The sequence below is a fragment of the Pseudomonas sp. lyk4-R2A-8 genome, assembly GCF_030209095.1.
GTDB classification, from domain to species: Bacteria; Pseudomonadota; Gammaproteobacteria; order Pseudomonadales; family Pseudomonadaceae; genus Aquipseudomonas; species Aquipseudomonas quebecensis.
This window is the reverse complement of record NZ_JARVSS010000015.1, coordinates 21,618-35,834: the sequence shown is the minus strand read 5'-3', so window position 1 is coordinate 35,834 and position 14,217 is coordinate 21,618. Positions and strand designations below refer to the sequence as shown.

The window sequence follows — 14,217 nt, the reverse complement described above, 5'->3', positions numbered from 1 at the left end:
AAGGGTAGCGCTATCTGCGTCCTGAGGTGTTTCATGAGTCAACCTGTTACCGCCTTGGTCATCATGGGTGTTGCCGGCTGCGGCAAGACCAGTGTCAGCGAGGCCCTGTGCCGCCTTAACGGCGCCACCGCCATTGAAGGCGACAGCTTTCACCCCGCCGCCAACATCGAAAAGATGAGCGCAGGCCACCCCCTCAACGACGACGACCGCGCCGGCTGGCTCGACATCCTCTGCGATGAGCTGCGCCGCTCGCTCAAGGCCGGCCAACACCCGGTGCTCACCTGCTCGGCCCTCAAGAAAAAATACCGCGACCACCTGCGCGAAGCCGCGCCGGGCCTGGGGTTCGTGTTTCTGGAACTGACCCGTGAAGTGGCCGCCGACCGCGTGTCCCACCGCCCTGGGCACTTTATGCCGGCCAGCCTCATCGACAGCCAGTTCGCCACCCTCGAATCGCCCAAAGGCGAGCCGCTGACCCTGGCCCTCAACGCCAGCCGCGACAACGTCGAGCAACTCGCCGAGCAGACCAACGCCTGGTGGCTGGAACACGGTTTTGAACCATCCAAATAATTGTTTGCCGGACAAGATAGCGCTATCCCCGGCAACTCATTCAATACCCGCTTTAATAACAACAACAAACAGGAGAGACCCCCATGTTTGGCATGTCCCACGAGTCGTATCTGCTGCTTGATGCAGTGGTCACTATTATCGGACTGATCGTCTTGATCACCCGTTTCAAGGTTCACCCGTTTATCGCGTTGATCATTGCGGCAGGCTTTCTCGGCCTGACCTCGGGCATGCCCGTGGACAAGATCATCAAGGCGTTCCAGGACGGTTTCGGCGGCGTGCTCGGCTTTGTCGGCATCATCCTCGCCCTGGGCACGATGCTCGGCAAGATGATGGCCGAATCCGGCGGCGCCGATCAGATCGCCCAGACCCTGATCCGCGCCTTCGGCAAGGAAAAGGTCCAGTGGGCCATGATGTTCGCCGCGTTTCTGGTGGGTATCCCACTGTTCTTCGAAATCGGCTTTGTGCTGCTGATCCCGCTGGTGTTTATCGTCGCGCGCCGCACCGGTGTGTCGCTGATCAAAATCGGCATTCCGTTGCTCGCCGGCCTGTCGGCGGTGCACGGCCTGGTGCCGCCGCACCCGGGCCCGCTGCTGGCCATCGGTGTGTTTGGCGCGGACATCGGCAAGACCATCCTGTACGGCCTGATCGTCGCACTGCCGACCGCCATCATCGCCGGCCCTATCTTCGGTACGTTCATCGCCAAGTACATTCCGGGCAACCCGTCCCAGGAACTGGTGGATCAACTGGCCCGCGAGCCGGAAAGCAAAGACCTGCCGAGCTTCAGCATTACCCTGATCACCGTGCTGTTGCCGGTGTTCCTGATGCTGCTCAAAACCTTCGCTGACATCGGCCTGCCGGACGGCCACATCGTGCGCAACTGGATGGATATGATCGGTCATCCGATCTCCGCCCTGCTGCTGGCGTTGCTGCTGTCGTTGTACACCTTTGGCAGCCGCCAGGGCATTCACTCCAAGCAGATCCTCAAACTGCTCGACGCCAGCCTTGCGCCAACCGCCGCGATCATCCTGATCATCGGTGCCGGTGGTGGCTTCAAGCAGATGCTGGTCACCAGCGGTGTAGGTGACGTGATCGGCCATATGGCCGTGACCGCGCAGATCAACCCGATTCTGCTGGCGTGGCTGGTGGCGGCGGTGATTCGCGTGGCCACCGGTTCGGCCACTGTGGCGACCATTACCGGCGCGGGCATCGTGGTGCCGGTGGTGGGCATGATTCCGGGGGTGAACCGCGAGCTGCTGGTGCTGGCGACGGGGGCGGGGTCGTTGATCCTGTCTCACGTCAACGATGCGGGGTTCTGGCTGGTCAAGCAGTACTTCAACATGACCGTGGCCGAGACCTTCAAGACCTGGACGGCGATGGAAACCATCCTGTCCGTGGTGGCGTTGATCTTCATCATGTTGCTGTCGTTGGTGGTCTAACAGGCACACCACAAGGCAAGGGTGAAAACCCAATCAAATGTGGGAGGGGGCAAGCCCCCTTCCACATTTTTAACTGCATTTTTGCAACACAAATGGCTAGGCTTTCTGGACCAGCCCATCCGCGCGGAACATCCCGCGAATCCCACGCACCGCCTGGCGAATGCGGTCCTGGTTCTCGATCAGCGCAAAGCGCACATGATCATCCCCATACTCGCCAAAGCCGATTCCCGGTGACACGCACACCTTGGCTTCCAGCAGCAGCTTCTTGGCAAACTCCAGCGAACCCATGGCGGCATACGCCTGCGGGATCTTCGCCCAGACGTACATCGACGCCTTCGGATTCTCGACCATCCAACCCAACTCATGCAGGCCCTTGACCAGCACATTGCGGCGTTGGCGGTATTGCTCGGCGATGTCTTTTACGCATTGCTGGTCGCCCTCCAATGCTGCAATCGCCGCCACCTGCAACGGTGTGAACGTGCCGTAGTCGTGGTAGCTCTTGATCCGTGCCAGGGCGTTGACCAGTTCCGGGTTGCCCACCATAAAGCCGATACGCCAGCCGGCCATGTTGTAGCTCTTGGACAGGGTGAAAAATTCCACCGCAATGTCCTTGGCGCCGGGCACCTGCATGATCGACGGGGCTTTCCAGCCGTCGTAGACGATATCGGCATAGGCCAGGTCGTGGATCACCAGCACGTCATATTGCTTGGCCAGCGCAATCACCCGTTCGAAGAAATCCAGCTCCACGCACTGCGCGGTGGGGTTGGACGGGAAACCGAGAATCATCATTTTCGGCTTGGGGATCGAACCGCGGATCGCCCGTTCCAGCTCGGCGAAGAAATCCACGCCAGGCACCAGCGGCACCGAGCGCACCTGGGCGCCGGCAATCACGGCACCGTAGATGTGAATCGGGTAGCTGGGGTTGGGCACCAGCACGGTGTCGCCCTGGTCCAGGGTGGCCAGCATCAAGTGCGCCAGGCCTTCCTTGGAACCGATGGTCACGATGGCTTCGGTCTCGGGGTCGATATCCACTGCATAACGGTCCTTGTACCAGCGCGAGATCGCCCGGCGCAGGCGCGGTATGCCTTTGGAGGTGGAGTAACCGTGGGTGTCTTCACGCTGGGCCACTTGCACAAGTTTTTCAACGATGTGCGGCGGCGTGGCGCCGTCGGGGTTGCCCATGCTCAAGTCGATGATATCTTCGCCGCGCCGACGCGCAGCCATCTTCAGCTCGGCAGTGATATTGAACACGTAAGGGGGGAGTCGATCGATGCGCGCAAAGCGGCGCGGCGAACCTTGTTCGGCCATTGTTGCCTCGAGAGTACGTAAGCGCCCGGAACCGTCCGAGCGACGTCGGCCACTGCGGTGGCCTGCGGGGCAGACAATACGGTCGGTGATGGCCAGCTGTCCATATGCGTGGGAAAATTTTCTGCTTGGAGCAACGCATGGATATGCCCCTATACTCGACGCGGGTTTGTTCCCTCATAAGAAGGAGACTGTTCGTATGGATCAGCACAGAAAACAACCGTTGGCGCCGCGCATGGAAGCAGGCAAGGCCTTGGTGATCGCCGGTGTAAAAGGGCGTTATTCGAAGGCCACCATCGGCGATATCCCGCGGCTGTGGGAGTTGTTCGACAGTTGCATCAAGGACATCAAAAAACGTGTCGGCGGGTTCACCTACGGGGTGTGCCATAACCCCCACGACGGCGAATTCGATTACATGGCCGGCGTGGAAGTCCCGACCAAAAGCGAGGTGCCACGCAACTTTGACGTGATCGAAATTCCACCGCTCAACTATGCCGTGTTCCCGCATCACGGCCCGGTTCAGGCGTTGGAACAGACCTATGAACGCATCATGTTCGAATGGTTGCCGCACTCGGGCTACAAGGTGATGGGGGCGGATTTCGAGCGCTACAGCGCGGATTTTGATGCGCGCAAAGGCACGGGAACGGTGGAAATCTGGTTACCGATCGGAGAGCGGGGCTGAACCGGCAACCAATGTCGCGTAAACATGACATGGACCTCTGAACGTCATGTTTACGTGACTGTTATTGCTTCGGATGAAGTGCCCGGCTCAACCTGCGCTCGTAGCCAACCCGCCCCTTATAGGCCTCGCCGCTGTCCACCCACCCAAGCCCCAGATACAAGCCCATCGCCGCCACATTGTCCGTGTCCACCGACAACTCCAAGCCCTTGATCTGCGGCCATGCCTCCAGCGCCACCGCCGGCAACGCCTGCAGACACGCCTTGCCGAACCCGCGACCCTGTTGCCGGCGATCCACCTGCAAGGCATGCAGCGTAGCGCTGTGTTCATCGGCCCAATGGGGCAGGCACGGTGGGCGTTTGAGCAGGAGGAAGGCGACGGGGAAATCGTCGGCCAGCAGCGCAAAGCCTTTGACGCCGGGGCTGGGTTTAGCCAACAGGCTATTGAGCGCGCAATACATATCGCCGCAAAACGGCAACTGCTCAGGGTGAACTTCGATGGCGCTGACGTGCTGTTGTTGCATGGCAGTCAGCGCCGCGTAGTCGACGAGGCGGGTGTGCATCGAGGGTGTCCGAACGGCTGCAAGTAGGGGCGCAGTCTATCGGGTTTGGTGCAGCGACATTATTTTTCAACCGCGCCGTCCCACTTTAGTCGTCCCGATCATTCCAGCATTTTGCCCAACAACCAGCTCCCCGCCGGCCCCGGTGGATGATGCCGCGACCACAACGCATCCACCGCCACCGAGCGCGGCCAGCCGCGTGCTTTCAGCTCCACCAATTGGCCGCCGCCAAACCGTTCCACCAGCCAGCGCGGAATTGGCGCCCAGCCGAAACCCAATTGGGCCATCTCCAGCAGCATCAGGTAACTGGGGGCCGACCAGACGCGGCCGTTGGCGCGGGTTTCATTCGGGTTGATGATGCTGGCCAGACGCAGTTCGCGATGCTGTTGCAGGGCGTGCGCGGTGAGAGTGCCGAGGCGCGCCAGGGGATGTTTGGGGGACACGAACAGGGCAATTTCCGTGCGTTCTTCCACGGGCGCGCGCGTCAGGTCCGGTGGGTACACGTCCTGCTGTTCAATAAACGCGATCTGCGCGCGACCACTTTGCACCAGCGCGATCAGGTCCTCGCACTCGGCGATCAGGCATTCCAGCTCAAGGTCCGGGTAGCGTTGTTCGAATGCACTGAGGGCGACCTCGAAACGGTCGGACTGGTAGGTGTCCGACATCGCGATGCTCAGCTTAGGCTCCAGCCCCTGGGCCAGCTGGCTCGCCGCCAACTCAAGCCGGCTGCTGGCCTCCAGCACCTGCTCGGCGCGTTGCAGCAGCACATGGCCGGCGGGGGTGAGGGTCGGCTTGCGACTGCTGCGGTCAAACAGCACCACATCCAGGTCGATCTCCAGGCTCGCCACCGCCGCGCTGACGGTGGACTGGCTCTTGCCGAGCTTGCGCGCCGCCGCTGAAAACGAGCCTTGGGTAGCCGCCTGCACAAACGCCTGCAGCACTTCATGTGAGGCCATGACTATCGCCTTGATCGATGGTTATTGGTTATGAAGTATCGATTCAAAGGGTAATGATGGCAACCTTCCTCACTGTGGAGCCGGGTCATGAGCCCTAGCAAATCCCTTACCGAACGCGTGTGCCAGGCCATCGGTTTCGAAGCCCTGGCGTTGTTGATCTGTACGCCGTTGCTGGCCTGGATCATGGACAAGCCCGCCCTGGAAATGGGCATGGTCACCCTGGCGATCAGCGTGATGGCGCTGACATGGAACGTGATCTTCAACGGCCTGTTCGACCGCCTCAAAGTGCGCCTGCAGTTAGCCAACAACCCATGGACCCGCGTGCTCCATGCGTTGCTGTTCGAAGGCGGGCTGATCCTGGTATGCGTGCCGTTGATCGCGGCGTGGCTCAAGATCAGCCTGTTGCAGGCGTTCATCCTCGACATCGGTGTACTGCTGTTTTTTCTGCCGTACACCTACGTGTATCACTGGGGGTATGACGTGCTGCGCGAAAAGCTCCTACAAAAACATCCCGCCCGACGCCTCGATACGCTGCCCGGTGATCCAGTGGCTGCCGTCGGCGAGCAGGCTGGCGATCGCGCCACCGATATCGTCCGGTAAACCGGCGCGGCCCAGGGCGGTATTGCTGGCGACCATCGCGTTGAGGTCGGCGTTGTCGCGCACGGCGCCGCCACCGAAGTCGGTCTCAATAGCACCGGGGGCGAGGATGTTGACGCTGATGCCACGCCCACCCAGTTCCTTGGCCTGGTAACGGGTCAGCACTTCCATCGCGCCTTTCATCGCCGCGTAGGCCGCGTAGCCTGGCAAGCTGAAGCGCGCCAGGCCGCTGGAGACGTTGAGGATGCGACCACCGTCGCGGATCACCGGCAGCAGTTTCTGGGTCAGGAAAAAAGGGCCCTTGAATTGGATCGCCAACAGTTGGTCGAACTGCGCTTCGGTGGTCTCGGCGAAGCTGGCGTGAATGCCGATACCGGCATTGTTGATCAGAAAGTCGAAGCGATCCTGTGCGAAAACATCCTTGAGCACGCCAGCCACATCGCCGACGAAATCACCGAACGTCGCGCTCTGGCTCACATCCAGCTTCAGCATTGCGGCACGGCCGCCCAGTTGTTCGATCTGCGTTATCAGTGCCTGGGCTTCGTCGGCCTTGCTGTGGTAAGTGCCGATGATATCGACGCCCTGTGCGGCAAGGTGCAGCGCGGCGTTCTTGCCCAGGCCACGGCTGGCACCGGTGATAAGTGCGATTTTACGGGTCATGGTGCAGTCCTCTTCGGATGTGAATGTAGGACTGAGTGTATTTGTCCGTCTGTAACGTGATAAACAGAACGAAACCGGAATCACTGGCCGGATAAGGCGAACAATCCCATGAACAAACTTGAGTTGCTGCGCACCTTCGTACGCGTCACCGAGCTGTCGAGTTTTACCCAGGCCGGCGAGAGCCTGGGCCTGCCGCGTTCTACCGTGTCCGAGCATGTGCAGGCGCTGGAGGAACTGCTCGGTGCACGCTTGCTGCAACGCACCACGCGCAAGGTGCAAGCCACCCAGGATGGTCGTGTGTTGTACGAGCGCAGCAAGGATTTGCTGGCCCATATGGAGGAACTCGAGGGGCTGTTTCGCCAGGACGAAGCTCAGTTGGCCGGGCGGATACGCGTGGACATGCCCAACGCCCTGGCGCGGGAGTTGATTCTGCCGCGCCTGCCATCGTTCATGGACGCACACCCGCTGATCGAGCTGGAGATCAGCGCCACCGACCGCCAGGTCGACCTGCTCGCCGAAGGGTTCGACTGCGTGTTGCGCATCGGCGCGCAGCCGGATCAGACGGTGGTAGCCCGCTCGCTGTGCAGCCTGCCGATGATCAATTGTGTCAGCGCCAGCTACCTGCAGCGTTTTGGCGTGCCACACACCTTGGCCGACCTCGCCGACCATCACTTGGTGCATTACGTACGCCCGCTGGGATCACGTTCGGCGGGGTTCGAGTATCTGCAGGGCAATAAGGTGCAACGGCTTCCCATGAAGGGGCGGGTGACGGTCAACAGCACCGATGCGTACAAATCGGCTTGCCTGGGCGGCTTCGGGATTATCCAGGTGCCGACCCTGGGCATGGCCGACGAATTGGCTCGCGGTGAACTGGTGGCGATCCTGCCGGACTATCCGCCACCGCCGTTGGATGTGGCCCTGCTCTACGCCGGGCAACGGCATTTGCCCATGCGGGTGCGGGTGTTCATGGACTGGTTGGCCGCCATGGTGCAACCCCACCCGGATGTTTGATCAAGGTGCGTCAGAACAGGTTGGTGAACAGCCAGTACAGGCTGCCCGACAGAAGAATCGCCGCCGGCAACGTCAGCACCCAGGCCATCAGCAAATTGCGGATGGTCTTCATCTGCAAGCCACCGCCGTTGGCCACCATGGTGCCCGCCACGCCGGATGACAACACATGGGTAGTCGAGACCGGCAACCCATACATATCCGCCGCGCCGATGGTCAGCATCGCCACGGTTTCCGCCGCGGCGCCCTGGGCGTAGGTCATGTGGGTCTTGCCGATTTTCTCGCCTACCGTCACCACAATGCGCTTCCAGCCGACCATGGTGCCGAGGCCCAGGGCAATGGCCACGGCGATTTTCACCCACAGCGGGATAAAGCGCGTGGCATCGTCGATCTGCTGTTTGAACAGTTGCAGTTTGCCTTGGGTGTCAGCGTCGAAGTTGCCGACCTTGCCCTTGTCCATCAGGCGAATGGTTTCGCTGGTCAGGTACATATCATTGCGCACGTTGCCGACCGCTTCGGCGGGAACCCTGGCCAGGGAGCCGTAGCCTTTGACTTCATCGCCAATGTGGCCGGCGAGGGCGGCAAGGGCCGGCACCAGTTCCGGAGTGGCCTCCTTGGTGCGCACATACACCGACAGAATCGCGCGCGGGTCGCCTGGCGCGGCCTGCGGCGCGCTTTTGACCAGCGCGGCCTGGGTCACTTCGGCCACCGCCGCAAATTGCAACGATTGTTCGGCGGGCATGGTGCGGTTCAGGGCATAAGCCATCGGCAGGGTGCCGACCAGAATCAGCATGATCAGGCCCATGCCTTTCTGGCCGTCGTTGGAACCGTGGGCAAACGACACGCCGGTGCAGGTAGCGATCAGCATGCCGCGGATCCACCACGGCGGCGGGGTGTCGCCCTTGGGGGCTTTATACAGCGCGCGGTTTTTCACGAAGGCGCGCAGGGCCAGCAACAGCAAAGCGGCAAACACAAAGCCGATCAGGGGCGACAACAGCAACGCATAACCGATCTTGGTCGCCTGGCTCCAATCCACCCCGCTGGTGCCGTCGCGCCCATGCATCAAGGCGTTCGCCACGCCCACGCCGATAATCGAACCGATCAGGGTGTGGGATGACGACGCAGGCAACCCCAGCCACCAGGTGCCGAGGTTCCACAGAATCGCGGCGATCAGCAGCGCGAAAATCATGGCAAAGCCGGCCTTGGAGCCGACCTGCAGAATCAACTCCACCGGCAACAGGGCGATGATGCCGAACGCCACCGCGCCGCTGGAAAGCAGCACGCCGAGAAAATTGAAAAAGCCCGACCATACCACCGCGAAGTGCGGCGGCAGCGAATTGGTGTAAATCACCGTGGCCACAGCGTTGGCGGTGTCATGGAACCCGTTGACGAACTCGAAGCCCAGGGCGATCAACAGTGCCACGCCCAGCAACAGGAATGGCGTCCAGGTGGTGACCTGTGCGCCCATCTCGTGCATGTCGTGCATCAGGCTGTAGGCGGTGAATAACAGGCCCATGGCAAGCACGGCGAAGAAAATGATCACCGTGACCAGGCCGGGTTTCTTGTCGAGCCGGGGTTTGGGGCCTGCCAGGGGGGCGGACGTGGAAGCAGTCAGGGAAGGGGTGGCCATGCCGGAGCATCCAGAGTGAGGAGGATGTCGCCCATGATCATTGCAGAATGTTACAGAGATGCTGCGGCACGTCAGTGTTTAGGTGATTGAAGGCGCCGTCGGTCTGCTCGTGCAGCCAGGGCAGGGCGCACTCAGTAGTCCTTGCGCTTGCGGAATGCCCAGCGTCCGGCAATCAAGGTAAACGTCGCCACCAGCGCCACCAGAATCCAGAACCCCTCCGGATCCTGGGAAAGCGGCACGCCGCCGACGTTCATGCCGAAGAAACCGGCGATGATGTTGATCGGCAGCGCCAGCACCGTCACTACGGTGAGGGTGAACAACGTGCGGTTGCTCTGCTCGTTGAGGTTGGCGGCGATCTCTTCCTGCAACAGCTTGATGCGTTCGCCCAGGGTCGTCAGGTCGTTGATGATCAGCGCGAATTCCTCGGTGGACTTGCGCAGCTCTTTGACGTCTTCCTTCTGCAACCACTGCGGCGGACGGTTGAGCAGCCGCAGCAGCGAGCCCGGTTCCAGCGCCAGCAAGCGTTACAGGCGCACCAGCACCCGGCGCATGGCGCCCAGTTCGGCGCGGTTGGTGGACACGCGCGAGGAAAGCAACTGGTCTTCGATATGGTCCACGCTGATGCTGGTCTTGCGCACGATCTGCGTCAGCACCTCGCCCTGATCGCGCAGCAAATGCACGAGCAATTCCAGCGGCGAACGAAAGCGCTCACCGCCTTTGACCGACGAACGCAATTTATCCACCGAGTGCAGCGGTTGCAGGCGCGCACTGATCAACAGCCGGCTACGCGCACACACCCACAGCGTGGAAATATCCGAGGAGACCATGCTGCTGAAGTTGAATACCACATCGTTGACCACCGCCAGCAAGGCCGCGTCGACGTGTTCGATGCGCGTGGAGCGCGAGCCTTCATGCAGCGCTTCGAAGAACTCTTCGGGCAGCTGCAGGTGAGCCTTCATCCAACGCTCGCAGGCCGCGTGGGCCAGGTTCAGGTGCAGCCATAGGAATTCTTCCGAGTCGGCCGGTTGCTGCAGTGCTTGCAAGGCCGTGGCTGAGTCGATCTGCTCGCCTTTTTCACCTGGGCGAAAACGAAAACCGTAGAGCAAGCCAAACAGGTCAGAGTCCTGGTGGCTGTGGTCGATGCTGTGGTTCATGGAGGCTCGCAGAGAAAGCGTCTGTAGGACTTTTCACAGGTTCGCGTGGGCGAATCATTGCAGGGAGATTTGACAGTTTTGTGACGGCTCGGAGGGGCTCGATACGGCGTCGACACTTTTTTTACCACCGGTCAGCTACGCTCAAGAAGCGTCTGGAACGGTCGATCCAACGTGTAAGCACCACTGTCGAAAGGGTTGGCGGGATGACAGGGATGTGGCTGTGCGTGCGCCTTTCTTCCTGTATCGAGGCTTTCCCCGATGAACGTTTTACGAGCTTCACTGAGAGCGCAGATTCTGTCGCTGCTCGGCGGTAGTCTGTTGGCGATGCTGTTGATCGCCCTGGCTTGTTTCAACTTCTTGTCCAATGGTGTGCAGAGCTATCGCAGCTTGATTGATGGCCCGTTGCACACCTCCCAATTGATCGATGAAGCCAACCTGCAATTCAAAGTGCAGGTGCAGGAATGGAAAAACGTTCTGCTGCGCGGCAAACAGCCTCAGGACCTGGAAAAATACTGGGGCCAGTTCGAGGCACGACAACACGATGTGCAAGGCATTCTGGCGCGGCTGGTCACCCAGACCGACAGCGATCCGGCGTTGAGCCGACGCATTGAAACCCTGCGCCAGGAACATCAGCAACTCGGCGTGGCCTACCAGAAAGGCCGCGACGCCTACGTGGCTTCCGGTGGCGACCCGGTGGCCGGCGACACGGCTGTCAAAGGCGTGGACCGCGCCGCCAGTGAGCAGATGAGCGCCTTGGTCAACGACCTGCGAGAGCAAGGCAACCAGAAATCCCTGGCCATCAGTGCCTATGCCGAGCGCACCGTAGTGGTGGGCCTGGGCATCATGCTGCTGTCCGGTGTGCTGATCGGTTTGTTCAGTCTGTGGTTGATCAACCGTAACCTGATCCAGCCAATACGTGGCCTGATCGACTACGTGACGCAATTGAGCCGTGGGCGTTTTGCCGAGCGAGTCGCCAGCCGGCGCCAGGATGAACTGGGTCATCTGGCCGCCGCCGCCAATACGTTGCGCGACTTCCTGGCCGAGACGTTCAGCCGCTTGCAACGCAGTGCCACCGACCTGGTCAGTGCCAGTGGCGAGCTGAATTCGATTGCCGGTCAGATGGCCTCGGGCACCCACGATCAATTTACCCGCACCGATCAGGTGGCCACGGCCATGACTGAAATGTCGGCCACCGCCCAGGAAGTTGCACGTCACGCCGCCGACGCATCCCGCGCCGCCGATGAGGCCGACCGCTCGGCGCGTGAAGGCGGCGACGTGATGCAAGTCACCATTGCCACCATCGGCCAGATGCGCACTGAAATCCTCAACACCGGCACCATCATTCGTCGCTTGGAAAACGACAGCGTGCGCATCGGCAAAGTACTGGAAGTGATTCGTGGGATTGCCGAGCAGACCAACCTGCTGGCGCTCAACGCCGCCATCGAGGCGGCACGTGCAGGGGAGGCGGGCCGCGGTTTTGCGGTGGTCGCCGACGAAGTACGCAGCCTGGCGCAACGCACCGCGGCGTCGATCATCGAGATCAACGGGATCATCCAGGCGGTACAAACCGGCGCGGTGGATGCGGCCGAGGCGATTGTGAGCGGGCAGTCATGCAGCGACAACAGTGTGGAAAAAGTCACTCAGGCCGGTGCCATGCTCGCGCACATCACGCGGGCGGTGGAGGCGATTCGTGACATGAACCGTCAGATCGCCACCGCAGCCGAAGAGCAGACCTCGGTGGCCGAGGACATCTCGCGCAATATCACGCAGATCACAACGGTCGCTACCGCCAACCTGGACAACGTGCGACGCACCGAAGCGGCGAGCCAGAACCTGCGAGGGCTATCCGGGGAGCTCAATGAAGTGACGGCGCGACTGGGCGGTTGATCGCGCATAAAAAAGCGCCACCCTCGCGGGTGGCGCAATCGTTGATCAGGAGTCCTGCTTGTCTTCGAGTACGGCGCCGGTCTTGGCGTCGAGGGTCACATCCCACTTTTTGCCGGCGGTGTCGGTCATTTCGACCTCGTAAGCCAGTACGCCGTTTTTGTGGTCCAGCTCGGTGTCGGTGATGCTGGCGCCGGCATGCTTGGCCACGGCGGCGGCGTTGAGTTTTTCGAATGGCATTACCGCGCCGGACTTGAGCAGGCCTTCAATGTGGTCCGGGCGAACATCCGCCTGGGCCAGGCCGGCAGTCAGGGTCAGAGCGGTGGCGGCGAACAGGGCAGTCAAAGTTTTCATGGGGTGTGTCCTTCTCGGTTGAGCTGTTTAAGTGGCGCCAGATTAACCGGCGCAACTTAACTCACCCTTAAAGGCGGGCTCAGAACTTATTGTCCCTGAGCAAGTCCTGCACACTCGACGACGGCCAGCGTTTGTAGAACTTGAGCAGTTCGGCGGCGCGGTTGGTGAAGATGCCGTCGACGCCGGCCTTCATCACTTTCTCGAAGTCCACCGGCTCATCCACGGTGTACACGTGCACCAGCAGGCCTTTGTCGTGGGTCAGCTTGTTCATCTCAGGTTTCACCAGGTCCGAATAGCTCTGGTCGCCGAGGTTGGTCAACTGGGCCGACGGGCCGGTGCCGATGGCGCCAAGGCGCTTGGCCTCGTCCACCCACTTTTCGAATTCGGCGGCGTCCTTGGGTTCTTGCTTGGCGTAGTACGCGGCCTTGGTCGGCTCGCCGGATTCGGCGAAGGTCTGCTTGGATTTAGGCTCGATGCTGCCTTCGCCCACCCACAGCAGCAGAATCTTCGGCGTGTTCGGCATTTCCTTCTGCAGCTCTTTGAGGCTCGCGGTTTCGAAGGTTTGCAGCACCACGCGGCCCTTGCCCTGGCCAACCCCGGTGTTGCTCTTGCCCAGCTTGGAGCCGGCGGAACTCAACCAGCCTTTATCCAGCAGTTTGTTTTTCAGGTCGGCTTCGATGCCGGGGAATTGCTTGGGTTCTTTGGTTTCGATGTACAGGCCGGGTTTGTGCTGCGGGTTGCCTTCGGCAATCTTGATGATGTCGTCCAGGCTGAGGATTTTCAGGCCGACGAAACCGGGGCGCGCGCGGTCCGGGTAGGCGGCGTTGAACCAGCTGCCGGCGTCGAGGGTTTGCAGTTCCTTCCAAGTGAATTCGTTGGCCGGCGCGTCCTTGCGCTCGGGAAACTTGGTGGCCACATCGGTGGTGCGTTGCAGATTGTTGTCGTGCAGGGCGAACAGCACGCCGTCCTTGCTGCGCTGCAGGTCCAGTTCCAAGTAGTCGGCGCCCAGGTCACGCGCAACCTTGTAAGCGGCGGCGGTGGACTCGGGGGCATCGTAGGAGGCGCCACGGTGAGCGATCACAGCGGGGTAGGGAATGCCTTCGTTGGTTGCCAATTCAGCCGGGCTGATCGGTTCGGCGGCCTGTGCATGGCCCAGGCCGAGCATCAGGGCGAGCAGCAAGGCGCTCTTAGTGAACGTGGCAGGCATAGGCGAAGTCCTTTCTTGGAGGTAGCTTTGAGAAGGGCTCCTTTTTAACAATTGATTGCGAAAGGCGCTATCACCAAACCGACATTAACGTGTGCACCCATCGATTTTCTGCCTTTTTCAGCAGGCATTGCAGTACTCTTGCCCGCAGCTGCCCCGTCAGAGGACAGCAATTTCTGCCACGCGTGTAAACCATCTTTCCAGTCCCTGTGGGACTTTTCAGT

At 61.0% G+C, this 14,217-nt stretch carries 13 protein-coding genes and 2 pseudogenes; 7 read left to right on the top strand and 8 right to left on the bottom strand.

The annotated features are described in order from the left end of the window. Positions 1-33 precede the first annotated feature (33 nt). On the top strand, positions 34-567 hold the full coding sequence (locus QRN10_RS15745) for a gluconokinase (RefSeq protein WP_181080131.1): 534 nt from the start codon (positions 34-36) through the stop codon (positions 565-567). Between the two features lie 83 nt (positions 568-650). Then, positions 651-2,003 carry a GntP family permease gene (locus tag QRN10_RS15740; RefSeq protein WP_181080132.1) on the top strand — a complete coding sequence of 451 codons (1,353 nt, stop codon included), beginning with the start codon at positions 651-653 and terminating at the stop codon, positions 2,001-2,003. A gap of 96 nt (positions 2,004-2,099) precedes the next feature. Here the strand turns inward: QRN10_RS15740 and alaC are convergent, their stop codons facing one another. Next, positions 2,100-3,311, bottom strand: a complete 1,212-nt coding sequence (gene alaC / locus QRN10_RS15735; RefSeq protein WP_181080133.1) for an alanine transaminase — start codon at positions 3,309-3,311, stop codon at positions 2,100-2,102. Between the two features lie 196 nt (positions 3,312-3,507). On the opposite strand from alaC, the gene QRN10_RS15730 reads away from it, so the two are divergent. Continuing rightward, the gene (locus QRN10_RS15730) at positions 3,508-3,990 is read left to right on the top strand and encodes a GyrI-like domain-containing protein (protein WP_266246497.1); all 483 of its coding nucleotides are present in this window, start codon (positions 3,508-3,510) and stop codon (positions 3,988-3,990) included. Positions 3,991-4,051: 61 nt separating this feature from the next. Here QRN10_RS15730 and QRN10_RS15725 read toward each other — a convergent pair whose 3' ends face one another. Together QRN10_RS15725 and QRN10_RS15720 are read right to left on the bottom strand one after the other, a co-directional pair. Continuing rightward, positions 4,052-4,549 (bottom strand): GNAT family N-acetyltransferase, encoded by a 498-nt coding sequence (locus tag QRN10_RS15725; RefSeq protein ID WP_266246496.1) that lies wholly within the window; start codon positions 4,547-4,549, stop codon positions 4,052-4,054. A gap of 98 nt (positions 4,550-4,647) precedes the next feature. After that, the gene (locus QRN10_RS15720) at positions 4,648-5,502 is read right to left on the bottom strand and encodes a LysR family transcriptional regulator (RefSeq protein WP_266246495.1); all 855 of its coding nucleotides are present in this window, start codon (positions 5,500-5,502) and stop codon (positions 4,648-4,650) included. Positions 5,503-5,589: 87 nt separating this feature from the next. Here QRN10_RS15720 and QRN10_RS15715 point away from each other — a divergent pair, with 87 nt between their 5' ends. Next, positions 5,590-6,102, top strand: coding sequence for a multidrug/biocide efflux PACE transporter (locus QRN10_RS15715; protein WP_253509076.1), 513 nt, complete (start codon positions 5,590-5,592; stop codon positions 6,100-6,102). Here QRN10_RS15715 and QRN10_RS15710 read toward each other — a convergent pair. Next, entirely contained in the window at positions 6,001-6,759 is a 759-nt protein-coding gene (locus QRN10_RS15710) for an SDR family NAD(P)-dependent oxidoreductase (protein ID WP_253509075.1), read from the bottom strand. The two genes, QRN10_RS15715 and QRN10_RS15710, sit on opposite strands and share 102 nt — an antisense overlap. 108 nt (positions 6,760-6,867) lie before the next feature. Here QRN10_RS15710 and QRN10_RS15705 point away from each other — a divergent pair, with 108 nt between their 5' ends. Further along, positions 6,868-7,770 carry a LysR family transcriptional regulator gene (locus tag QRN10_RS15705; RefSeq protein ID WP_266246492.1) on the top strand — a complete coding sequence of 301 codons (903 nt, stop codon included), beginning with the start codon at positions 6,868-6,870 and terminating at the stop codon, positions 7,768-7,770. Between the two features lie 10 nt (positions 7,771-7,780). Here QRN10_RS15705 and QRN10_RS15700 read toward each other — a convergent pair whose 3' ends face one another. Both QRN10_RS15700 and QRN10_RS15695 read right to left on the bottom strand, forming a co-directional pair. Next, the gene (locus QRN10_RS15700) at positions 7,781-9,397 is read right to left on the bottom strand and encodes an inorganic phosphate transporter (protein WP_253509071.1); all 1,617 of its coding nucleotides are present in this window, start codon (positions 9,395-9,397) and stop codon (positions 7,781-7,783) included. A gap of 131 nt (positions 9,398-9,528) precedes the next feature. Beyond that, positions 9,529-10,551: pseudogene (locus tag QRN10_RS15695) on the bottom strand (transporter). Positions 10,552-10,809: 258 nt separating this feature from the next. On the opposite strand from QRN10_RS15695, the pseudogene QRN10_RS25345 reads away from it, so the two are divergent. Next, positions 10,810-11,505, top strand: a pseudogene (locus tag QRN10_RS25345) (methyl-accepting chemotaxis protein); the annotation flags it as partial. Positions 11,506-11,670: 165 nt separating this feature from the next. Then, complete coding sequence (locus tag QRN10_RS25340; RefSeq protein ID WP_502941426.1) at positions 11,671-12,438, top strand: methyl-accepting chemotaxis protein; 768 nt, start codon at positions 11,671-11,673, stop codon at positions 12,436-12,438. 45 nt (positions 12,439-12,483) lie between these two features. Here the strand turns inward: QRN10_RS25340 and QRN10_RS15685 are convergent, their stop codons facing one another. Together QRN10_RS15685 and QRN10_RS15680 are read right to left on the bottom strand one after the other, a co-directional pair. Further along, positions 12,484-12,789 carry a PepSY domain-containing protein gene (locus tag QRN10_RS15685; RefSeq protein WP_253509068.1) on the bottom strand — a complete coding sequence of 102 codons (306 nt, stop codon included), beginning with the start codon at positions 12,787-12,789 and terminating at the stop codon, positions 12,484-12,486. 79 nt (positions 12,790-12,868) lie between these two features. Continuing rightward, on the bottom strand, positions 12,869-13,996 hold the full coding sequence (locus QRN10_RS15680) for a glycerophosphodiester phosphodiesterase (protein ID WP_181080144.1): 1,128 nt from the start codon (positions 13,994-13,996) through the stop codon (positions 12,869-12,871). Positions 13,997-14,217 lie beyond the last annotated feature (221 nt).